This is a genomic window from Kineococcus aridisoli (assembly GCF_050871885.1).
GTDB lineage: Bacteria > Actinomycetota > Actinomycetes > Actinomycetales > Kineococcaceae > Kineococcus.
Window position 1 is genome coordinate 1 of record NZ_JBJLSF010000087.1, and the last position, 20,943, is coordinate 20,943.

At 75.3% G+C, this 20,943-nt stretch carries 17 protein-coding genes and 1 pseudogene; 11 read left to right on the forward strand and 7 right to left on the reverse strand.

Going from position 1 to position 20,943, the window contains the following annotated elements:
- The 3 genes from cydD to ACRYM2_RS18835 form a co-directional block, all read right to left on the reverse strand.
- Positions 1–2,639, reverse strand: a 2,639-nt coding sequence (cydD, locus tag ACRYM2_RS18825; protein WP_432523966.1) for a thiol reductant ABC exporter subunit CydD, incomplete at its 3' end; no start/stop codon positions are given.
- Complete coding sequence (cydB, locus tag ACRYM2_RS18830; RefSeq protein WP_432523967.1) at positions 2,636–3,673, reverse strand: cytochrome d ubiquinol oxidase subunit II; 1,038 nt, start codon at positions 3,671–3,673, stop codon at positions 2,636–2,638. The genes cydB and cydD, both read right to left, overlap by 4 nt.
- A gap of 10 nt (positions 3,674–3,683) precedes the next feature.
- Complete coding sequence (locus ACRYM2_RS18835) at positions 3,684–5,138, reverse strand: cytochrome ubiquinol oxidase subunit I (RefSeq protein WP_432523968.1); 1,455 nt, start codon at positions 5,136–5,138, stop codon at positions 3,684–3,686.
- Positions 5,139–5,259: 121 nt separating this feature from the next.
- Between ACRYM2_RS18835 and ACRYM2_RS18840 the strand changes: the two genes are divergently transcribed.
- Both ACRYM2_RS18840 and ACRYM2_RS18845 read left to right on the forward strand, forming a co-directional pair.
- A complete protein-coding gene (locus ACRYM2_RS18840) occupies positions 5,260–5,655 on the forward strand; it encodes a BlaI/MecI/CopY family transcriptional regulator (protein ID WP_166616233.1) in 396 nt (131 codons plus the stop codon).
- 9 nt (positions 5,656–5,664) lie between these two features.
- Positions 5,665–6,594 carry a M56 family metallopeptidase gene (locus ACRYM2_RS18845; RefSeq protein WP_432523969.1) on the forward strand — a complete coding sequence of 310 codons (930 nt, stop codon included), beginning with the start codon at positions 5,665–5,667 and terminating at the stop codon, positions 6,592–6,594.
- A 61-nt stretch (positions 6,595–6,655) separates the two neighbouring features.
- Here ACRYM2_RS18845 and ACRYM2_RS18850 read toward each other — a convergent pair whose 3' ends face one another.
- Complete coding sequence (locus ACRYM2_RS18850) at positions 6,656–7,237, reverse strand: hypothetical protein (protein ID WP_432523970.1); 582 nt, start codon at positions 7,235–7,237, stop codon at positions 6,656–6,658.
- A complete protein-coding gene (locus tag ACRYM2_RS18855) occupies positions 7,234–9,411 on the reverse strand; it encodes a hypothetical protein (RefSeq protein ID WP_432523971.1) in 2,178 nt (725 codons plus the stop codon). Before ACRYM2_RS18855 ends, ACRYM2_RS18850 begins: the two co-directional genes overlap by 4 nt.
- A 457-nt stretch (positions 9,412–9,868) precedes the next feature.
- Here ACRYM2_RS18855 and flgB point away from each other — a divergent pair, with 457 nt between their 5' ends.
- The 6 genes from flgB to ACRYM2_RS18885 all read left to right on the forward strand — a co-directional run bounded on the left by flgB (position 9,869) and on the right by ACRYM2_RS18885 (position 14,491).
- Complete coding sequence (gene flgB, locus ACRYM2_RS18860) at positions 9,869–10,222, forward strand: flagellar basal body rod protein FlgB (RefSeq protein WP_432523972.1); 354 nt, start codon at positions 9,869–9,871, stop codon at positions 10,220–10,222.
- Positions 10,223–10,286: 64 nt separating this feature from the next.
- A complete protein-coding gene (gene flgC / locus ACRYM2_RS18865; RefSeq protein WP_432523973.1) occupies positions 10,287–10,682 on the forward strand; it encodes a flagellar basal body rod protein FlgC in 396 nt (131 codons plus the stop codon).
- A 107-nt stretch (positions 10,683–10,789) separates the two neighbouring features.
- Positions 10,790–11,122 carry a flagellar hook-basal body complex protein FliE gene (gene fliE, locus ACRYM2_RS18870; protein ID WP_490055059.1) on the forward strand — a complete coding sequence of 111 codons (333 nt, stop codon included), beginning with the start codon at positions 10,790–10,792 and terminating at the stop codon, positions 11,120–11,122.
- Positions 11,122–12,729 (forward strand): flagellar basal-body MS-ring/collar protein FliF, encoded by a 1,608-nt coding sequence (fliF, locus tag ACRYM2_RS18875; RefSeq protein WP_432523975.1) that lies wholly within the window; start codon positions 11,122–11,124, stop codon positions 12,727–12,729. The genes fliE and fliF overlap by 1 nt, the downstream gene beginning before the upstream one ends.
- A gap of 3 nt (positions 12,730–12,732) precedes the next feature.
- The gene (gene fliG, locus ACRYM2_RS18880; RefSeq protein WP_432523976.1) at positions 12,733–13,758 is read left to right on the forward strand and encodes a flagellar motor switch protein FliG; all 1,026 of its coding nucleotides are present in this window, start codon (positions 12,733–12,735) and stop codon (positions 13,756–13,758) included.
- A complete protein-coding gene (locus tag ACRYM2_RS18885) occupies positions 13,742–14,491 on the forward strand; it encodes a FliH/SctL family protein (protein ID WP_432523977.1) in 750 nt (249 codons plus the stop codon). Before fliG ends, ACRYM2_RS18885 begins: the two co-directional genes overlap by 17 nt.
- A gap of 121 nt (positions 14,492–14,612) precedes the next feature.
- Here ACRYM2_RS18885 and ACRYM2_RS18890 read toward each other — a convergent pair.
- Positions 14,613–14,885, reverse strand: a pseudogene (locus ACRYM2_RS18890) (MurR/RpiR family transcriptional regulator); the annotation flags it as partial.
- Between the two features lie 52 nt (positions 14,886–14,937).
- On the opposite strand from ACRYM2_RS18890, the gene ACRYM2_RS18895 reads away from it, so the two are divergent.
- Together ACRYM2_RS18895 and nagA are read left to right on the forward strand one after the other, a co-directional pair.
- On the forward strand, positions 14,938–15,984 hold the full coding sequence (locus ACRYM2_RS18895; protein WP_432523978.1) for an SIS domain-containing protein: 1,047 nt from the start codon (positions 14,938–14,940) through the stop codon (positions 15,982–15,984).
- Positions 15,981–17,078, forward strand: coding sequence for an N-acetylglucosamine-6-phosphate deacetylase (gene nagA, locus ACRYM2_RS18900; protein ID WP_432523979.1), 1,098 nt, complete (start codon positions 15,981–15,983; stop codon positions 17,076–17,078). The genes ACRYM2_RS18895 and nagA overlap by 4 nt, the downstream gene beginning before the upstream one ends.
- Positions 17,079–17,089: 11 nt before the next feature.
- On the opposite strand, the gene ACRYM2_RS18905 is transcribed toward nagA, so the two are convergent.
- A complete protein-coding gene (locus ACRYM2_RS18905) occupies positions 17,090–18,643 on the reverse strand; it encodes an APC family permease (RefSeq protein WP_432523980.1) in 1,554 nt (517 codons plus the stop codon).
- Positions 18,644–18,833: 190 nt separating this feature from the next.
- Here ACRYM2_RS18905 and ACRYM2_RS18910 point away from each other — a divergent pair, with 190 nt between their 5' ends.
- A complete protein-coding gene (locus ACRYM2_RS18910; RefSeq protein ID WP_432523981.1) occupies positions 18,834–20,783 on the forward strand; it encodes a primary-amine oxidase in 1,950 nt (649 codons plus the stop codon).
- The last annotated feature ends 160 nt before the right edge of the window (positions 20,784–20,943 follow it).

The following is a 20,943-nucleotide window of genomic DNA, read 5'->3' on the forward strand; positions in this document are numbered from 1 at the left end:
GTCGGCAGCGTCGCCGCACCGCACAGCGAGGCGACCGGCCCGTCGCGGAACGACAGCGCCGGGGGGCCCCCCCCCGCCCCCCCCCCCCCCGGGCCCTGGGCGCCCGGCCGGGCGGGGACGACCTCCAGCGGCCGCGCCAGGCGCAGCGTGGCCAGGTCCTCCACGGCGCCGAGCACCTCGACCGTGGCGGCCGCCAGGGCGCCCACCTGCTCGCGGTGCGCGCCCTGGCGGCGCTCGGCGCGGGCCGCGACCACGGGCGCGGCGACGACGGCGACGAGCAGGCCGGGCAGCGCGGCCGGCGGGAACCACGGCGAGGCCAGCGCCGAGGCGAACGCGGCCACGAGCACCGCCAGGAGCGTCACCGCCACCGGGTGGCGGAAGCGCAGCAGCCCGTCCACCCGGGCGTCGACGTCCTCGACCAGCTGCACGAGCAGCTCGCCGGAGCGGCCGGAACGCCTGCGCAGCAGGGGTCCCGGCAGGCGCGGCACGAGCGCGGCGACGACGTCGGAGCGCCAGCGGGCCAGCCGCGCGAAGGCCGTGTCGTGGCTGAGCAGGCGCTCGGCGTAGGCCAGCAGCGGGCGGGCGGTGGCGCTGGCGCGCACGACCACCGCGGCCACCGACAGCGTCAGGACCGGGGGGCGGCCCGCCGCGGTCACCAGCAACCAGGTCGCCGCGGCCGTCAGCGTCGTGGCGGCCAGCACCGCGGCGGCGCCGGCGGCCACCGCGAGCGGCCCGCGACCGCGGCGCAGCCGGACCGCGGCGGTGGGCGCGGCGGCACCGGAGGTGCTCGGTGCGACGGCGGCGCGCGGTGCGGTGGCGGCGCGCGCGGCGCGGGTGTCAGCGAGGCTGCCGGCGGGGGTGCTCTCGGGTGCGGCGGTGGGCGCGGCGGGGCGGGTGAGCGTGGTGGTGCGGTCGGCGGCCGCCAGCAGCGCGGGGCGGTGCGCGACGACGAGCACCGCGCAGCCGTGCGCGCGGGCCAGCTCGCGCAGGCTCGCCACGACGGCCCGCTCGGCGCCGGGGTCGAGGTGGGCGGTGGGCTCGTCGAGGACGAGGCGGTCGGCGCCGGTGCGCACGGACAGGAAGGTGCGGGCCAGCGCCACGCGCTGGCGCTGGCCGGCCGACAGCCCGGCGGCGTCCTCCCCGAGCGGCGTCGCGGGGTCCAGTTCGGCGGCCGCCGCGGCCGCCAGCGCCCAGGCCACGTCCTCCTGGCCCACCCGCCGGCCGGCGCGCACGGCCTCGTCCACGGTCGTGGCGTGCGGGAAGGACGGCCGCTGCGGCAGGTGCGCCAGGGTGTCCAGGCGGTGGCCGACCTCGCCGGCGTCGGGGACCAGGACGCCGGCGGCGACCCGCGCGAGCGTCGACTTGCCGGCGCCGCTCGTGCCGGCGAGGGCGTGCAGCTCGCCGGGGGCGACGTCGAGGTCGGCGCCGTCGACGACGGGGCTGCCGTCCGCGCGCCGCACGAGCACCCCGCGCAGGCGCAGGCCCGGGACCCCGCCGCCCGCGGGCACGGGCGCCGGGGTGGCCGGGCGGGCGGTGAGGACCGCGTCGACGTCGTCGACGACGGCCGCGGCGTCGGCGGAGTCGTGGAAGCGGGCGCCCACCTCGCGCAGCGGCCGGTAGGCCTCGGGCGCCAGCAGGATGACGAGCAGGGCGGTGCCCAGGTCCAGGGTCCCGCCCGCCAGCCGCATCCCGGCGGTCACGGCCACCAGGCCCACCGACAGCGTCCCGACGAGGTCGAGGGCGGTGGAGGACAGGAACGCCAGGCGCAGCACGGACATCGTGGCCCGGCGGGAGGCGTCGGTGACGGCGGCCACGGACTCCACCTGCCGCTGCGCGCGGCGGTGCGCGCGCAGCGTCGGCAGACCGCGCACGACGTCGAGGAAGTGCGCCGAGAGCACCCGCTGCAGCTGCCACTGGCGGTCCGCGCGCGCCTGGGTCGCCTTGCCGAGCAGGATCGCGAACACCGGGACCAGCGGCAGGGTCAGCGCGACCGTGATCGCCGACTCGAGGTCGACCACCAGCAGCACGAGCACCACCGCCGGCGGCAGCAGCACCCCCGGCACCAGCGCCGGCAGGTACCGGGTGAACCAGCCGTCGAGGGCGGGCAGGCCCTGGGTGAGCACGGCGGCCAGGCGCGCGCTGCCGAAGCGCTCCACCCACGCCGGGCCCAGCTGCAGCGCGCGGGCCAGCACCTGCGAGCGCAGGTCGGTGCGCACGGCGGTCGCGGTGCGCTGGGCCAGGCGGGCCGCGGCCCAGGAGGCCGCGACGCGGCCGGCGAGCGTCGCGGCGAGCAGGACGAGGGCGGAGCGCGCGCCGGCGCCGCTCCACAGCGCGACGACGAGGTCGGCCAGGGCGAGCGCCTGCACGAGGAGCAGGGTGGCCGAGACGACCTCGACGGCGGCGATCGCGGCGATGCCGCGCCGCGCCGGGCGGGCGTGGCGCAGCAGCCGCGGGTCGACCGGGCCCCTGCGCCGCCGGGGCGCGGGAGCCCCGTCCCCGGCCGGGGCCGCGGCCGCCGACGACGGTGACGCCGCCGACGGTGACGCCGCCGACGGTGACGACGTCGGAGCCGGAGCCGACGCCGCGGACGCGGGGGCCGTGGGGGAGGGGGCCGCGGGGGAGGGGACGGGGCGGCTCACCGCGCCGCGCCGGCGCGCGCCGGGAGGCGCCGCGCGGCCCGGGGGCCGAAGCCCGTGGCCACGCGCCGGCGGAAGACCCAGTACGACCACAGCTGGTAGGCCACCACGCCGGGCAGGACGACGACGCCGACGACCGTGATGAGCTGCAGCGCCCCCTCGGAAGCGGCGGCGCCGCGCAGGGTGACGTCGGCGCCGGCGCCGAGGGTGCTCGGCAGGAGGACGGCGGCCCCTGCCGCCAGGTGCGCGGTGAACACCGCCACGACGCTACCGGCGAGCGCCAGCGAGGTCGCCGCGAAGGCCACCGCCTCGGCGCCGCGCCAGGCGGCGACGGCCGTGACGGCCATGAGCAGCGCGGTCGCGGCGACGGCCGGGTGCCCGGCGGCGATGAAGACGGCCAGCGCGACGACGACGAGCACGGGGGCGGTGGCCACCGCCAGCCGGCGCGCGCGCACCCGCACGACGCCGGTGGTGCGCAGCGCCAGGAAGGTCGCCCCGTGCACGGTGGCCAGCAGCAGGCCGGCGAAGCCGCCGAGCACGGCCCACGGCTGCACCAGCGGCTCCAGCGTGCGGGTCAGTCCACCGCCGTGCACCTCGCCGTCGGCGGACAGCGCCAGGCCGGAGACCAGTGCGCCCAGGACGGCGCCCCACGTGGTGGCCAGCAGCAGCGAGGAGGCGGCCAGGAAGGCGTCGCAGCGCGCGTGCCAGGAGGCGGAGTCGTGCTTGCCGCGGAACTCCAGGGCGACGCCGCGCACGGCCAGCAGCAGCAGGACGACGACCATCGGCAGGTACAGCCCGGACAGCAGCGCGGCGTACCAGTCGGGGAAGGCGGCGAAGGTGACGCCGATCGCGGCGACCAGCCACACCTCGTTGCCGTCCCAGACGGGGCCGACGGTGCGCACGGCGGCGCCGCGCTCGGCGTCGGTGCGCCCCAGCAGCGGGGCGAGGAAGCCGACGCCGAAGTCGAAGCCCTCCAGGACGAAGAACAGCACCCAGGCCAGGACCGCGACGGCGAACCAGAGGACGGGCAGGTCCACGAGGAGCTCCTCAGTAGCTGACGGCGAGCGGGGCGGCGGCCTCGTCGTCGTCGGTGGCGGGGGTGGGCAGGGCCGGCAGGCCGCGGCGGACCAGCCGGGTGACCAGCAGCGTCCAGGCCCAGGCAAGAGCGCCGTAGACGAGGGCGAAGGCGGCCAGGCTCACGGCGACCTCGGCGAAGCTCAGGCCGGGGGAGACGCCGTCGGCGGTCCGGAAGAGGCCGAACACCAGCCACGGCTGGCGGGCGGTCTCGGTGAAGATCCAGCCGAAGGAGTTCGCGGCCAGCGGCAGCAGCGGCAGCACCGCGGCCGACCAGACGACGCTGCGGGCGTAGCGGGGGTCGATGGACAGCGGCCGGCTGCTGCGGGTCACCCACAGGTGCACCAGGGCCACGAGCACGGCGAGCATCCCGACGCCGATCATGAGGCGGAAGCTCCAGAACGCCACCGGGATCGAGGGGGTGTAGTCGCCGGGGCCGAACTGGGCGCTGTAGGCGTCCTGCAGGTCCTTCAGGCCCAGCACCTCGGCGCTGAAGGAGCCCTTGGCCAGGAAGGACAGGAACCCGGGCACCTCGACGGAGAAGGTGGGCTCGTCGCTGCCCAGCGGGGCGTAGGAGAAGATCGAGAAGGGAGCGGCCGTCGTGCTGCGGTAGAGCCCCTCGGCGGCGGCCATCTTCATGGGCTGCACCTGCGTGATGACCTTGCCGAGCAGGTCGCCGCTGACCGCGACGAGCGCGCCGCCGGCCAGGGTGGCCCAGGCGCCGAAGCGGGAGAGGGTGCGGAAGGCCTGGAAGTCCACCGAGCCCTCGGCGTGCCCGCCGCGCAGCAGGTGCCAGACGCCGACGGCCATGACGAGCGCGCCGCCGGCCATGACGGCACCGGCGTAGGTGTGCGGGAAGGCGGCGAGGTTGACCTCGTTGGTGAGCAGCTCGGCGAAGCTGCCGAGCTTCGCGCGGCCGGTCTGCGCGTCGATCGTGTAGGCCACCGGGTTCTGCATGAAGGAGTTGGCGGCGAGGATGACGAAGGCGCTGATGGCGGTGCCGACGGCGACGACCCAGATGGTCGCCAGGTGCACCCCTTGCGGCAGCCGGTCGCGCCCGAACCACCACAGCCCGATGAAGGTGGCCTCCAGGAAGAAGGCGAGCATGCCCTCCACGGCCAGGGTGGGGCCGAAGACGTCGCCGTAGAAGCGGGCGAAGGCGCTCCAGGACAGCCCGAACTGGAACTCCTGCACGAGGCCGGTGACGACGCCGACGGCGAAGGTGACCATGAGCAGCTTGCCGGTCAGCAGCGACAGGCGGCCGTAGCGCTCGGCCGCAGGGCCGTCCGGGTGGCGCCTGGCGGAGACCACCGAGGCGGTCTGCAGCAGCGCGGTGAAGAGCGCCAGGCTGATCGACAGCGGGACGAAGAGGTAGTGGTAGAGCGTCGTCACGGCGAACTGCAGGCGGGTGAGCGCCTCGATGGTCACGGGGTCTCCCGGGAGAGCTGGGGCCTTCCACTACGTCCTGTCGTAGTACGACCCATCGTAGTACTCACATCGGTAGTACGACAGGTCGCGTTCGCGGGTGTGGCTGACGTAACATCCCGTCGTGGCACTGGGAGAACTCGAACGCGACGTCATGGACCGGCTCTGGGCCGCCGGCACCCCGCTGACCGTCCGCGAGGTGCACGAGCAGCTGGCCGAGCACCGCAAGATCGCCTACACGACCGTCATGACGGTCCTGGACCGCCTCGCCAAGAAGCACGTCGTGCGCCAGGAGCGCGAGGGGCGCGCCTTCCGCTACAGCCCCGCCGCCAGCCGCGAGCAGATGGTCGCCGACCTCATGCTCGACGCCCTGGGCGGCGTGCCCACCGTCGACGACCGCCAGGCGGCCCTCGTGCACTTCATCGGCGGCGTCTCGCCCGCCGAGGCCGCGGCGCTGCGCGAGGCCCTCGACGCCGTCGTGGCGCGGGAGCACCGCGGAGACACCGCCTCGGCGTCGTAGCCGCCCCGCGTGACCGCCGTCTGGTTCGCAGCACTGGCGCTGCTCCTGGCGGGTCCGCTCCCGGCGCTGCTGGCGCGGGCCCGCTGGACCTGGCAGGTGCCCCGCGCTGCCCTCGTGCTGTGGCAGGCGATCGCGCTGGCCGCCGTCCTGGCCACCCTCGGCGCCGGGCTGGCCTCCCTGTCGCTGCTGTTCACCGAGGAGCCGGGCTTCCCCTTCCTGGCCCGCCACGGCGTCGTCCAGACGACCCTCATCGGCCTCGGCTCCACGCTGGTGGCCGTCGTCACCGTCCGGTTCTGGGTGGTGGCCACCCTCGTCGGCATCCGCACCCGGCGCCGCCGCAACCGGCACCGGGAGATGGTGGACCTGCTGCACCGCAAGGAGTCCACCGGCGAGGTCGACCAGGCGCTGCTGTCCCAGACGGGGGTGCGGGTGCTCACCGGACCCGGCCGGGTGGCCTACTGCGTGCCGGGCGTGCGCTCGCGCGTCGTCGTCTCCGACGCCGTCCTGCAGCAGCTGACCCCCGAGGAGGTCCGCGCGGTCCTGGCCCACGAGCGGGCCCACCTGCGCGCCCGCCACGACCTCGTCCTGGAGGGCTTCACGGCGCTGCATGCCGCCTTCCCGCGCTTCGTCTCCAGCCAGGCCGCCCTCGACAGCGTGCGGCTGCTGGTGGAGATGCTCGCCGACGACTCCGCCCGCCGGCGCACCGGCTCGGCGCCGCTGGCCCGTGCGCTCGTCGCGCTCGCCGGCCAGCCCGACGGCTCCGCCGAGATGCCCGTCGGCTCCGGCGCCCTGGCCCGGGTGCGCCGGCTGTCCGAGAGCCCGCCGCCGCGCGGGCTGTCGCTGGCCGCCTACGTCGCCGCCGCGCTCGTGCTCGGCGGGCCCACCCTGGCCGTCGCCGTGCCCTGGCTGCAGGCCAGCTACCGCGCCCTCGCGCACTGACGCGCCGACGCAGCGACGCCCCGCCCCGCGGGAGCGGGGACGGGGCGTCGGGGGAGCGGGCTCACTGCTGGCGCAGGTAGACCTCCAGCTGGACCACGCCCGAGCGCGGGGAGGTCGCGTTGACCGCGCGCCAGAAGTCGCGCTTGGCCGAGCCCTCGAAGACGCCGGGGCTCGCCGCGTCCAGCTGCGCGTTGACCCGGCGGGCCAGCGCCGTGCCGGCGCCCGGGTCGCTGGCGGTGCCGAACGTCAGCACGAACGCCGCGCGCCGGCCCTGGGCGGCCAGGTCGCCGACCGCGGCCGCCACCGCCCGGCGCACCGCCTCGTCGTCGGCGCCGTCGACGGGCACCTGCAGCAGCACGGGCGCCTGGGCCACGCCGTCCGGTGCCGGGACCGGCACCGAGGGAGCGGTGATCGTCACCGTGGGCACCGGCGTCGGCGTCGGGGTCGGGGTCTGCGCGGGCGTCGGGGCGACGGTCGCCGCGACGGCCTTGCGGTGGGCGTCCTCGCCGCCCGCGCCCGCGGACACGGCACCGCCGGCCGCCAGGCCGATGATCGTCAGCGCCAGCAGCGCGTCGGCGAAGACCCAGCCGGCCAGGCCGACCGCGGCCGCCTCGCGCGGCGCCCCGCGCCGGGCGCGCCTCACGAGCCCGCCCGGGCGTAGCGGCGGGCGGCCAGCGTCTGCAGGGTGCGCGGCGGCATCACGACGAACTGCTCCTCGGGCTCGACCTCGGGGGCGCGCTCGGGGGCGCGCTCGGCGTGGCGCTCGTCGGCCCAGCGCCCGCGCTCGGCGGCCGCGGCCCGCTCGCGCCGCTCGGCCGGGTGCTCGACGGGGCGCTGGACCGAGCGCTCGGGGCGCTGGACCGGGCGCTCCACGCGCTCGGCGGGGCGCTCGGGGCGCTCGGTGCGCTGCAGCGGGCGCTCGGGCCGCCGCTCGGGGGCGGTCGCCGGGGCGGGAGCGGGGGCCGGGCGCTGCTGGCGGGCGGTGACGGCCGCCAGGCGCTGCGGCAGCTGGTCGACCTGCTGGGAGACCTGGCCGAGGACGTCGGTGAGCCCGGCGCCCAGGGTGTGGGTCAGGTCGGCCTGCAGCTGCCGGCTGGCGTCGCGGTAGGCGCGGTTGACCTGGCGCACGTGGTCCTCCTGCGCCATCGACAGCGTCTGCGCGACGGTCGCGGAGACCTCCTCGCGCAGGCTCTCGCCGACGCTGGCCAGCGCTCGGGCGGTCGCGTCGGCGTGCTGGTGCTGGACCTCGTCCATCCAGCGCGGCACCGCGCGCATGTCGTGCGCGGCCTCCACGAGGCGGTTCTCGATGCCCCGCCAGGAGGTCATGACCTCGTTCTGGGTCTGCAGCAGGTCCGCCATGCGCTCCTCGTGGCGGGCGCGGCGCTCGGCGGCCTCGGCGGCCCCGGCCAGGGTGCGGCTGGCGGTGGCCAGGGCGTCCTCGGCGGCCGCGGAGGTGCGCTCGACGTCGCGGCGCAGGGTCTCCATGGTGTGCGCGGCCTGCTCGGCGGAGGCGGAGACGTGCTCGCTGAAGGCCTCGCCGGTCATGCGGGTGACCTTCTCCACGCTCTCCACGACGGTGGTGTGCATCGTCTCCACCGACTCCTTGGCGCTGGTGGACAGCGCCGCGACGTGGCCGGTGACCTTCTCGCCGAAGTCGGCGCTGTGGCGGGTCATGGCCTCGGCGGAGGCGGTGAGCTCTGCCATCGACTCCGCGGTGCGGGTGGACAGCAGCTCGATGGAGGCGCTGACGCCCTCGACGGCCGACAGCACCCGGTCGCGGCCCTGCAGGCCCTCGCGCAGCGCCTCGGCGCTGGCCTCGCGCACCTGCGCCAGGGCGGAGGTCAGGCTGCTGGTGGACTCCGCCAGCGTGCGGGTGTGCTGCTCGCGGTCGGCGGCGATGAGCTCGCCGTGGCGGGTGACGGCCTCGGTGACCGCGCCCTGCAGCTCGGTGGCGGCCCGGGCGACGTCCGCGCCGCCGGCGTTGGCGGCGTTGGCGGCGACGATCGCCTTCTCGCTGGAGGTGCGCACCGTGGCCACCAGGGCGCTGGTGTCGGCGTGCAGGCGGATCGTCTCGGCCACCAGCCGGCCCAGCTCGGTCAGCCCGCGCTCGAAGTGGGCGCCCAGCTGCTCGGCGGCGTTGCTGCGGTGCGGGGCCATCGCCAGCGTGGCCCGCGCGGCGAAGGCGCGCAGCCGCTGGCGGTGGGCGGTGTCGGCGGCCAGCGCCGCGGCCTCGTCGGCGCGCTGGCGGCGGTCGGTGGCCACGGTGACGGCGATGGCCGCCGCGATGAGCAGCACCGCCAGCTCCGCGACGCGGTCCAGGGAGAAGTGCGTGCGGTCGCCGAAGCCGTCCAGCCACAGCTGCAGGAAGGACTGCCCGTCGGCGGCCTCGCCCGCGGCGCTCATCTGGCCGTAGGCGCGGCCGGCGAACAGCAGACCGACCCAGGTGACCATGACGGGGGCGAAGACCAGGACCGTGCGCAGCGCACCCGAGCGCAGCACGCTGCGGCGCTGCACCACGGGAGCGGCGGCGTCCTCGACGTCGAGCACCTCGAACAGGTCGCTGTCGGCCCAGCGGCCCAGCTGCTCACCGGTGCCCAGCGCGGTGGCGAAGGCGCCGAGGGTCTGCGCGCGGTGCGCGGCGGGCTCCTCGCCGGCCAGCGCCGCTGCCTCGGCGGCCAGCGCCGCCAGCTCCGCGTCCGCACCCGGGGCCGCGGTGGCGCCCGTGACGTCCGTGCTGCTCGTGACGTCGGTGGCGGGCGTGACGTCGGCGACGGCGGTGGCCGGTGCTCCCGGAGTGTTCTCGTCCGGAGAAGTCATGTGCGTCGGGTCCTGTCCTCAGGCGGTGCTGACGGTTCGGCTGACGGGTGGGGCTGAGGTTCGCTGGCTCCTTGCTCGGCACGAGCGGCCGCCGACTTGAACACCGCAGCGTGGTCGCGCTGCGCCGCACGGGCGGGCTGCGGTTGACCCGTGCGGGTGCCGAGGAGCACCGGGGGTGAGGTCCGGGCGGCGCCGGGGGTCCACCCGACGGCCGATCCAGCACCCGGTCCCTCTAGAAGGGGGACCGGGTCCGGCTGGTCCGCTCGTGGCCACGCTGCGTGGCCACGACCTGGGACGTTGCGCCGAACGGGTGGTCCGGCCTCCCCGCGCGGCCGATCGGCGCCGGCCGCACCGCCGGAGCCTCAAGAGGTCGAGGTGGTGGGCCGAAGGAGTGGAGGAGCCGGGCAGACCGCGAGGTCCCCGGCCGCAGGAGCAACGAACCTACGGAAGGTGGCCCGTGTCCGACCTCACCAGCGTCGCGCTGCACACCGCGTTGAACGGCTTGCAGGCGCGCCAGCGGGCCATCGCCGACAACATCTCGAACATCAACACCCCGAAGTACCTGGCGAACAAGGTCTCCTTCGAGGCCGAGCTGAAGGACGCCATCGCCTCCGGCGACGTCGGCGCCGCGGCGAGCGCCGGGGCCGTGACCCGCAAGTCGCTGGAGCCCACCCGCGAGGACGGCAACAACGTCAACCTCGACGAGGAGACGATCTCCAACATCTCCACGGGGCTCAGCTACCAGACGGCGCTGTCCGCGCTGAACAGCAAGTACTCGTTGCTGCGCACCGCGATGAGCAGCACGTCGTGACGGCCCGGCGCCCGACGACCTGACCCGCGACCGTCCCGACCCCCTGATCCCCGGAGCAACGACCATGAGCATCTTCGACGCGATCGGCATCGCCGGCACCGGCGTCACCGTGAACCGCAAGTGGATGGACGCCGTCAGCGACAACCTGGCGAACATCAACACCGCCAAGCGCACCGACGAGGACGCCTTCGCCGCCCGCTACGTGGTCGCGACGGAGGCCGCCGACGGCAAGGGCACCCAGGTCGCCGGGATCGTCACCGGCAGCACCGAGGGCCGCATGGTCTACGAGCCGGACCACCCGCTGGCCGACGAGCAGGGCTACGTGAAGTACCCCGACATCGACATGAGCACCCAGATGACGAGCCTGATGATGGCGCAGCGCGCCTACCAGGCGAACCTGTCGGTCATCGACCGGGCCAAGGACGCCTACCAGGCTGCGCTGCAGCTCGGGAAGGGCTGATCACCGTGAGCATCGAGTCCATCGCCGGCGTCGGCGACGTCGCGAGCACCACGGGCACGCTGGCCACCGGCTTCGGCCAGGGCATCGGCGACCTCGACAACGCGCAGATGACCCGGGGGATCGGGGCCGCCACCGGCACCACCGCCAACGGGACCGTCGCGGTCGGCGCGGTCAACGCCGCGCAGGGCCCCTCGGCCACCGGCTCGGTCGCCGGCACGGGCGGCGACTTCGCCTCCCTGCTGGCCGGCGGCATCGACAGGCTGCAGGGCGTGCAGTCCACCGCCGACGACCTCGCGCTGCGGGCCGCCACCGGTGAGCTGACCAACGTCCACGACTACATGATCGCCAGCAACGAGGCCCAGCTGGCCACCCAGCTCACCGTCGCCATCCGCAACAAGGCCGTCGACGCCTTCAACGAGATCATGAGGATGCAGGTCTGATGGCCAAGGCCAAGGGAACCGCGGCGATCGTCGAGAACGCCAAGAACTTCGTCACGGGGTTCAAGAACTTCTCGGCCGGTCAGAAGGCCGTCGTCATCGCGGTCGTCGTCGCCCTGCTGGGCGGTGCGATCGTGTTCTCGCGGTGGGCGTCCACGCCGACGTACACCCCGATGTTCACCAACCTCTCCGGCGCCGACGCGTCGGCGATGGTGGAGAAGCTGAAGGCCGACGGCGTCCCCTACCAGCTGACCGAGAACGGCACCACCATCTCGGTCCCGCAGGACCGCGTGTACGACGAGCGGCTGGCGATGTCCGGTGCGGGCCTGCCCTCGGACTCCGAGTCCGGGTACGCGCTGCTCGACGAGCAGGGCGTCACCACCTCCGAGTTCGTGCAGCAGAAGACCTACCAGCGGGCGCTGCAGGACGAGCTCGAGAACACGATCAAGTCCATCAAGGGCGTCGAGAACGCCGTCGTGAACCTGGCGATCCCCACCAAGGACGTCTTCCTCGACGAGCAGGACCCGACCACCGCCTCGGTGCTGGTCGGCCTCAAGCCGGGTGCGGAGCTGTCCGGCGACCAGGTCACCAGCGTCGTCAACCTCGTCGCCGGCGGCGTCGAGGGCATGGACCCCAAGAACGTCTCGGTCGTCGACGACGAGGGCAACACGCTGTCCTCGGACGCCTCCGGCAGCTCCGCGCAGCAGGAGAAGACCAGCGACTACAACGCGGCCGCCGGCAGCAACCTGCAGGCGATGCTCGAGAGCGTCTACGGCAAGGGCAACGTCAAGGCCACCGTCAACGCGACCCTGAACTTCGACGACGTCACCACGACCTCGACGCAGTACACCCAGCCGGAGAAGATCGACCCGCTCGCCAGCTCCAGCACCAAGGAGACCTACGAGGGGTCCGGCGCGGGGGCGGCCGCCACCGGCGTCCTGGGCCCGGACAACATCCAGGTGCCCGGCGACACCACCACCGGCGGCGGCGGCTACGCCAAGGAGTCGTCGACGCTCAACAACTCGATCAACCGCACCGACCAGACGACCCGGCAGGCTCCGGGCAAGGTCGAGCGCCAGTCCGTCGCCGTCGTGGTCGACGCCACCGCGGCCGGTGCCGCCGACGTCAACCAGATCACCCAGATCGTCACCCAGGCCGCCGGGATCGACGCCGGCCGCGGCGACACCGTCTCGGTCGTCAAGACGGCCTTCGACGCCAGCGCCGCCGAGGACGCCGCCGCCGCCCTGGCGGAGGCCGAGAAGGCCGAGGAGCAGGCCACGCTCATCGGCTACGCCAAGACCGCGGCCCTGGGCCTGCTGGTCCTGATCATGCTCATCGTCATCCTGCTGGCCTTCCGCCGGCGCAAGGTGGAGACGGTCGACGTCCTGGACGTCGACCCCCTCCAGCTGGGCGACATCACCGCCGACGACGAGCAGCTCAAGGAACTGCCCCCGCTGGTCGAACGTCCAGTGGCGCTCGAAGCGGCGCCGGTCGACCCGGCCCTGGAGGCGGCGGCCGCCCGCCGCACCGAGGTCGTCGAACTCGTCTCCCGCCAGCCCGAGGAAGTCGCGGAACTGCTCCGCGGCTGGCTCGCCGATCGGAGGTCCTGACCCGTGGCGTCCACCGAGCTCGAGGTCGCGCCCCTCACCGGGGCACAGAAGGCCGCCGTCCTGCTCGTGCAGGTCGGTCAGGAGAACGCCGCCAAGGTGCTCTCCCACCTGCGCCCGGCGGAGATCGAGGAGCTGACCGCGGAGATCCTGCGGCTGCGCTCGGTCTCCCCGGAGCTCGCCGGCGTCGTGCTGGAGGAGTTCCACAGCATGATCGCCTCGCCGCTGCGCGGCGGGCTCGGTGGGCTGGACTTCGCGCAGTCGCTGCTGGAGGGCGCCCTGGGCGCCGACGGTGCCGCCGAGGTCCTCGGCCGGGTGGCCGAGGCCGCGGTCGTGCAGCCCTTCCAGTTCCTGCACCAGGCCGACCCGCAGCAGATCCTCACCTTCCTCACCGGTGAGCACCCGCAGACGATCGCCCTGGTGGTGGCGCACCTGCGCCCCGACCAGGCGTCGATGATCCTGGGCGGCCTGAGCACCGAGATGCAGGCCGACATCGCCTACCGCATCGCGACGATGGAGGCGACGAGCTCGGAGTACGTCCGCCTCGTCGAGGACGTCGTCCAGCGCCGCACCTCCACGGTGCTGCAGGCCAAGCAGAACACCGCCGTCGGCGGTGTCGCGCCCCTGGTCGACATCATCAACCGCGCCGACCGCGGCACCGAGCGCAGCATCCTCGAGGGCCTCACGGCCAAGGACGCGCCGCTGGCCGAGGAGATCCGCGCCCTCATGTTCGTCTTCGAGGACATCACCACCCTCGACGACCGCGCGATCCAGCTCGTCCTGCGCGGTGTGGAGACGGCCGACCTGGCCACCGCCCTCAAGGGCGTCAAGGACTCGGTGCGCGACAAGATCCTGCGCAACGTCTCCGAGCGCGCCCGCGAGAACCTCATCGACGAGATCGAGCTGCTCGGCCCGGTCCGCATGTCGGCGGTCGAGGAGTCGCAGCAGAAGGTCGTCCAGGTCATCCGCCAGCTGGAGGAGTCCGGCCAGATCGTGCTGACGCGCGGCGGTGACGATGACTTCGTCGCGTAGCGCCTTCACGCCGGGCGACACCCGGCCCTCCCGCGAGCCGCGGGTGTTCGTCGCGGCGCCGGCCTCCACCGGCGCCGCGCCGCGGCCCTTCACCGGCATGGACCTCTCCCGGCGCGAGGACACCGAGGAGCTCCGCCGCATCCGCGAGTCCGCGCGCACCGAGGGCTACGCCGCCGGCTGGGCGCACGGCATGCGCCAGGCCGCGCAGCAGGCCGCCGTCGAGCTGGAGGCCCAGCGCGAGGCCGCCCACGAGGCGGCCCGGCGCGACCGCGAGGAGCGCCGCGCGGCGCGCAACCGCGCCGAGGAGGCGCTCGTGACGGCCGCCGACGCGCTGCGCGCCGAGCGCGAGCCGAGCATCGGCGCGCTCGCCGACAGCGTGCTGGCGCTCGCCCTCGACCTGGCCGGCGCCGTGCTGGACCGCGAGGTCGCGCTCATGGACTCCCCCGCGGGGGAGGCCGTGCGCCGCGCCCTGCGCCCGCTGGACGGCGACAAGCCGGTGACGGTGCGTGTGCACCCCGACGACCTGAGCACCCTCGTGGGTGACGGCCTCAAGGGTCGGCACGCCTCGTCCGATGCAGAGCTGGTGAGCTACCAGCCGGACCCGACCCTCTCCCCGGGCGACGCGATCGCCCGCCAGGGCGACACCGAGGTCGACGCGGGCCTGCGCGCCAGCGTCGCGCGGGCCCTGGAGGCCCTCGTCGGAGGCGAGGGCGCGGCCGGAGCGCTCGCGTGAGCGCCTTCGCCGGCACCCTCGTCTCCGACCGCCTCGCCGCCGGCGTGGGGGGGGGGGGGGGGGCGGCGGCGGGGGGCGGGGGGGCGGGGCCCCGGGGGGCGGGCGCGCCCGCGGCGGCCGAGGCGGCCAGCGCCAGGCGCAGCTGGGGGTAGCCGGGGAAGCCGAGCGAGCGGGCGGTGCGCACGATCGTCGCCTCGCTCGTGCCGGTGCGCCGGGCGAGGTCGGTCACGGTGAGCTGGGCCGCGCCGGCGGGGTCGTCGAGCAGCACCCGCAGCACGCGGGCCACCGACGCCGACGCCGAGCCGGCCGCCGCCAGCAGGTGGGCGTGCAGCGCCGCCGGTTCCGGAACGCCCACCGGTCCTCCTGTCGCCGAGCCTCTGGCAAGAACTTCCATCAGTGGCTAGTTTGTTGTCAACTTCCTTCACCCTCCTCAGGCTGGAGCCGTCGTGAGCAGCACACCGCCCCGCGGGCACCTGGTCCGTTCCGAGATCGGCGAGCAGCCCGCCGTGGCCGACCGCGTCCTGTCCGCCGCCGGCGGGGAGCTGACCCGCCTGGCGCAGCTGCTGCGCGAGGCCGCCCCGCGCGCGGTGCTGCTGACCGCGCGCGGCACCAGCGACCACGCGGCCCTGTACGCCAAGTACCTCATCGAGGTCGGCCTGGGCCTGCCCTGCGGGCTGACCTCCACCTCCACCCTGACCGTCTACGGCGCCCGCCCGGACCTGCGCGGGGTGCTGTGGATCACCGTCAGCCAGTCCGGCGGCTCTCCGGACCTGGTGGAGTCCACCACCGCCGCCCGCGCCGCCGGTGCGCTGACGCTGGCGGTGACCAACAACCCCGCCTCGGCGCTGGCCGGCGCCGCCGAGCACCACCTGCACGTGCACGCCGGCCCGGAGCTGGCGGTGGCGGCCACCAAGAGCTACACCGCGCAGCTGCTGAGCCTGTGGCTGCTGATCACCACCTGGCGCGGGGGGCGGACCGCTCCCGCGCACGCGGTGCCCGGCTTGCTGGCGCAGGCGGTGGCCGCGCCGGAGGTGCCGGAGGTGGCGGCCCGCTACCGCTTCGTGGACCGCATGGTGCTCACCGCGCGCGGCTACTCCTACCCCACCGCGCGGGAGGGGGCGCTGAAGCTGATGGAGACCTCCTACCTGTCGGCGCAGGCGTTCTCGGCGGCGGACCTGATGCACGGCCCGCTGGCGATGGTGGACGCGGACCGGCCGGTGATCGCGGTGGTGGCCGAGGGGGCCGGGGGTGCGGCGGTGGCGCCGGTGCTGGCGGCGCTGCGCGAGCGGGGGGCGGACGTGTGCGCGGTGGCCCCCGACGGCCTGGCCCCCGACGCGACGGTGCGGCTGTGGTTGCCGTCGGGGATGGGCGAGGACCTGGCGCCGGTGGTGCAGATCGTGCCGCTGCAGCGCCTGGCACTGGAGATGGCGGTGGCCCGCGGGCTGGACCCGGACGCGCCGCGGGGGCTGCGCAAGGTCACCGAGACCCGATGACGGTCCTGGCCCGGGGCACCGTCCGCACGGGCGGCCGGGTGCTGCCCGACGGCTGGGTCCTGCTGCGCGGCGCGGAGGTCCTGCGGGTCGGGGACGGGCCGGCCCCGCACGCCGACGAGACGGTCACCGGCGCGCACGTCGTCCCCGGGTTCGTCGACCTGCACTGCCACGGCGGCGGCGGCGCGAGCTTCGGCGGATCGGCCGAGGAGGCCGCGACCGCCGTCGCCGCCCACCGCGCGCACGGCACGACGACGCTCGTCGCGAGCCTGGTGACCCGCCCCGTCGGCGAGCTCGCGGCGGCGCTGGCCGCCTGCGCCGACCTCGTCGCCGACGGGCTGCTGGCCGGGGTGCACCTGGAGGGCCCCTGGCTCAGCCCCGCCCACCGCGGCGCCCACGACCCGGCGCTGCTGCGCGAGCCCGACCCCGCCGACCTGGACAGGCTGCTGGGCACCGGGCTGGTGCGCGTGGTGACCCTGGCCCCCGAGCTGCCCGGCGGCCTGGAGGCCGTGCGCCGCACCGTCGCCGCGGGGGCGGTCGCCGCGCTGGGGCACACCGCGGCCGACGCCGCCACGACGGCCCGCGCGGTCGACGCCGGGGCCCGGCTGGCCACCCACCTGTTCAACGCCATGCCGCCGCTGCACCACCGCGCCCCGGGCCCGGTCGGCGCGCTGCTGGCCGACGAGCGCGTCGTCGTCGAGCTCATCGCCGACGGCGTCCACCTCGACCCGGCGGTCCTCGCGCTGGCCGCCCGCGCCGCCGGGCCGGGCCGCACCGCACTGGTCACCGACGCGATGGCCGCCGCCGGCTCGGCCGACGGCACCTACCGCCTCGGCGACCTCGACGTGGAGGTGAGCGGCGGCACCGCCCGCCTCGCGGAGGGCGGTGCCATCGCCGGCAGCACGCTGACCCTGGACCGGGCGCTGCGGCACGCCGTCGCGGACGCCGGGCTGGAGCTGGGCGCCGCGCTCGCCGCGCTGACCACCACCCCGGCCGCGGTCCTCGGCCGCACCGACGTGGGGCACCTGGAGGTGGGGGCCACCGGCGGCGCCGTCGTCCTCGACGCCGACCTGCACCTGCTGCGCGTCCTCGCCTGACCCGGAGCCGGTCAGAGGCCGCCGACCGGGGGTTGGCCGGTGTCGGGGACGAGGATCGGGGTGTCCGCGTCGAGCGTCTCGCCGCGGAAGAAGGCCCGCAGCCGCGCCGCGCACAGCAGCATCAGCGGGACGCCGAGGGCGAGCATGCCGACGCCGATGACGAAGACGCCGCCCAGCGAGCCGAACCGCGTGTAGCCGTAGTCGGGGGCGAGCATGTCCACGCTGGACTGCACGAACGCCCACAGCATCGCCAGCCCGCCCAGCAGCGGGAGCACCCCGCGCAGCAGCAGGTCGCGCACCGAGCGCTTCAGCGTGCGGCGGAAGAACCACACGCAGGAGAAGGCCGTGATGCCGTAGTAGAAGGCCACGGCCAGGCCGAGGGAGGCGATGGAGTCCTGCAGCGCGTTCTGGCTGACGACGCTGAGGACCAGGTAGAAGCCGACCGCGGCCGCGCCCATGACCGCGGTCGCGAACGAGGGCGTCCGGTAGCGGGGGTGGACCTCGGCGAAGCGGGCCGGCAGCGCGCCGTAGACGGCCATCGACAGGGCGCCGCGGGCCGTGGGCAGGATCGTCGTCTGCGTCGAGGCCGCCGAGGAGACCGCGACGGTCAGCAGCAGCAACCCGGAGACGACCGCGCCGCCGACGGGGTCGCCGAGCAGCGTCAGCACGTCGTCGGCGTTGTCCTCGTTGCCCAGGCCGATGCCGGTCGTGCCGAACCCCGCGTAGGCCTGGACGGCGACCGCGACGAGGACGTAGGTGACGACGAGGATGACGGTGGCCAGCAGCGCCGCGCGGCCGGGGGTCTTGTCGGAGTCCCTCGTCTCCTCGGTGACCGCCAGGCAGGCGTCCCAGCCCCAGTAGATGAACACGCAGAGGATGACGGCCTCGGCCAGCGCGGAGGCGCTCACCCCCAGGGGGGAGAACCAGTCCCAGCTGGGCAGCACGGCCTGCGGGCCGGCGTCGCCGGAGTAGACCAGGTACAGCGCACCCACCGAAATCAGCCCCAGCACGGCGAACTGCAGGAGGATGAGGACGTTCTGGATGCGCTCGGAGATCTGGATGCCCCGGTAGCTGATCCAGGTCATGCCGGCGATGAAGGCGACGCCGAGCGCGACCCGCAGGAACGGGTTCTCCGCCGCGCCGTCGAGGCCGAGGAAGCGCAGCGTGTAGACGGCGGCGATCTCGGCGACGTTGGCGAGCACGATGATGGCCGAGACGGCCACCCCCCAGCCGCCCATCCACCCGATCCAGGGGCCGAACGCCTTGGTGCCCCAGGTGAAGGTGGTCCCGCAGTCGGGCGCCGCCCGGTTCAGCTCGCGGTAGGCGATCGCGACCAGCAGCATCGGCACGAAGGCGACGAGGAACATCGCGGGCGCCTTGTCGTGCACGGCCAGCACGACGTAGCCGAGGGTGGCGGCCAGGCTGTACGCCGGTGCCGTGGAGGCCAGACCGATGACGGTGTTGCCCCACAACCCCAGGGCACCCGTCTGCAGCCCCTTGCCGGGGCCGCTCGCTCCTGCCGCGGTGCCGGGACCGCTCGTGCGGTACTGGTCGGCCGATGCCATGGACGCTCCTCCGCTGCTCGCTCCCTGCGCTGGGATCGGTGGACCCTAGCAGCCTGGTGGTCGCACGACTCCGGAATCCGCGGCCTGGGCGGCCGAGGACGACGAAAACCACTCCTGCTGCTTGCCTGCTCACCCTGCGCCGGTCAGACTGACGCCCGATCGTCCCCGCTCCGATGGGAGTACGTCCACCGTGTCCTCGCACCCGCTCGTCCCGTTGGGCGACGACGAGTTCCGCCGCAACCTCGACGTCGTGCGCTCCTCGGGCCGCCTCGCGCCGTCGATGCGCTTCGCGAGCGTCACCCTGGCCGAGCCGCCCAAGGCCGACGTGCTCGCCTGGCGCGAGGGGGACCCCGTGCCGCGGCGGGCCCGCTCGGTGCTGTGGGACCGCGCCGACAACCGCACCTACGAGGTGGTGAGCGACCTCGTCGCCGGCCGCGTCGAGCGCTTCGAGCACGTCCCCGGCGTGACGCCCAACTTCACCCTCGACGAGTACCACGAGGTCGCCGCGGCGCTGCGCGCCCACCCCCGCGTCGCGCAGGCGCTGGCCGGGCGCGGTGTGCACGACCTCGGCCTGGTCCTGTTCGACACCTGGACCTACGGGGCCGCGGTCATGCCCGAGCAGTGGCGCGACCGCCGGCTGGGCTGGGTCGACGTGTGGGTGCGCGAGACGCCCACCGGCAACCCGTACGCCCACCCGGTGAGCGGGCTGAAGTTCGTCGTCGACATGAACACCTGCGAACTGCTGGAGGTCGAGGACCGCGACGACCCCGGCTCGCCGCCGCAGGTCGTCGGCGAGTACGACCCCGACCTGCTGCCCGCGCAGCTGCCCGGGTTCGCCGTGCGCGAGCCGCTCGCACCGCTGGAGGTCACCCAGCCGGAGGGGCCGGGGTTCACCGTCGACGAGGACGGGCTGCTGCGCTGGCAGACCTGGTCGGTGCGGCTGGGCTTCACCTACCGCGAGGGCCTGGTGCTGCACCAGCTCGCCTGGGACGACGGCCGCGAGCGCCGCGAGGTCGCCTACCGGATGTCCTTCGCCGAGATGGTCGTGCCCTACCGCGACCCCAGCTTCGACCACCACCGCCGCACCGCCTACGACATCGGCGAGTGGGGCCTGGGGTACATGACGACGTCGCTGGAGCTGGGCTGCGACTGCCTCGGCGAGATCCGCTACCGCGACGCCGTCCTCACCGACTCCCGCGGCGAGCCGTACCGGGTGCCGCAGGCGGTGTGCCTGCACGAGGAGGACGACGGGGTCCTGTGGAAGCACGTCGACGAGGTCGCCGGCGCCCAGGTGCGGCGCTCGCGGCGCATGGTGGTCTCCTTCCACGCCACCGTCGCCAACTACGAGTACCTCGTCTACTGGCGCCTGTACCTGGACGGCACCGTCGAGTGCGAGGTGCGCGCCACCGGGATCATGGTGACGACGCCGCTGGCGGAGGGCCAGGAGACCCCGGCCACCGGCACCCTCGTCGACACGCGCACCTACGCGCCCTTCCACCAGCACTTCCTCGTCGCCCGCCTGGACCTCGACGTCGACGGCCAGCGCCAGACCGTCTTCGAGGTCGACTCCGAGGTCGTGCCCACCGGCCCGGACGACCCGCACGGCCTGGCCGTGGTCACGACGGCCACCCCGGTGCGCTCCGAGCGCGAGTCCGGCCGCGACGTCGACTGGCAGCGCCAGCGCCGGTGGAAGGTCGCCAGCACGCAGCGGCGCAACGCCCACGGGGCCGCCACCGCGTACGCGCTGGTGACCCCGGCGGCCATCCCGCACCTGTTCGCCCCGGACGCGCCGCAGTTCCGGCGCGCCCCCGTCATCGGCCACGACGTGTGGGTCACCCGCCACCACGACGACGAGCTGTGGCCGGCGGGCGAGCACCCCACGCAGAGCGCCGAGGACCACGGCATCACCCGCTGGACCGCCGACGACGAACCGCTGGAGGACACCGACCTCGTGCTCTGGCACGTCTTCGGCATCCACCACCTCACCCGTCCCGAGGACTGGCCGGTCATGCCCGTCGACACCGTGGCCTTCCAGCTGAAGCCCTCGGGCTTCTTCGACCGCAACCCCGCCCTCGACCTGCCGCCCGCCGGCGGGTCCACCGGCTCGCACTGCCACCCACCCGCAGGAGGAGTTCCGTGACCGAGCAGTTCCTCAACCTCGTCGACGGGGAGCCGGTGCCGGCTGCCGACGGCGCCACCACCGATGTCGTCGACCCCGCCAGCGGTCAGGTGTACGCCACCGCGCCGTTGTCGGGTGCCGCCGACGTGGACGCCGCCTACGCCGCCGCTTCCCGGGCGTT

Coding starts and splice junctions, on each gene's coding strand:
- ACRYM2_RS18855 (WP_432523971.1), bottom strand. CDS start 9,411: ATGACTTCTCCGGACGAGAACACTCCGGGAGCACCGGCCACCGCCGTC.
- flgC (WP_432523973.1), top strand. CDS start 10,287: ATGAGCATCTTCGACGCGATCGGCATCGCCGGCACCGGCGTCACCGTG.
- fliE (WP_490055059.1), top strand. CDS start 10,790: ATGACCCGGGGGATCGGGGCCGCCACCGGCACCACCGCCAACGGGACC.
- fliF (WP_432523975.1), top strand. CDS start 11,122: ATGGCCAAGGCCAAGGGAACCGCGGCGATCGTCGAGAACGCCAAGAAC.
- ACRYM2_RS18885 (WP_432523977.1), top strand. CDS start 13,742: ATGACTTCGTCGCGTAGCGCCTTCACGCCGGGCGACACCCGGCCCTCC.
- nagA (WP_432523979.1), top strand. CDS start 15,981: ATGACGGTCCTGGCCCGGGGCACCGTCCGCACGGGCGGCCGGGTGCTG.
- ACRYM2_RS18905 (WP_432523980.1), bottom strand. CDS start 18,643: ATGGCATCGGCCGACCAGTACCGCACGAGCGGTCCCGGCACCGCGGCA.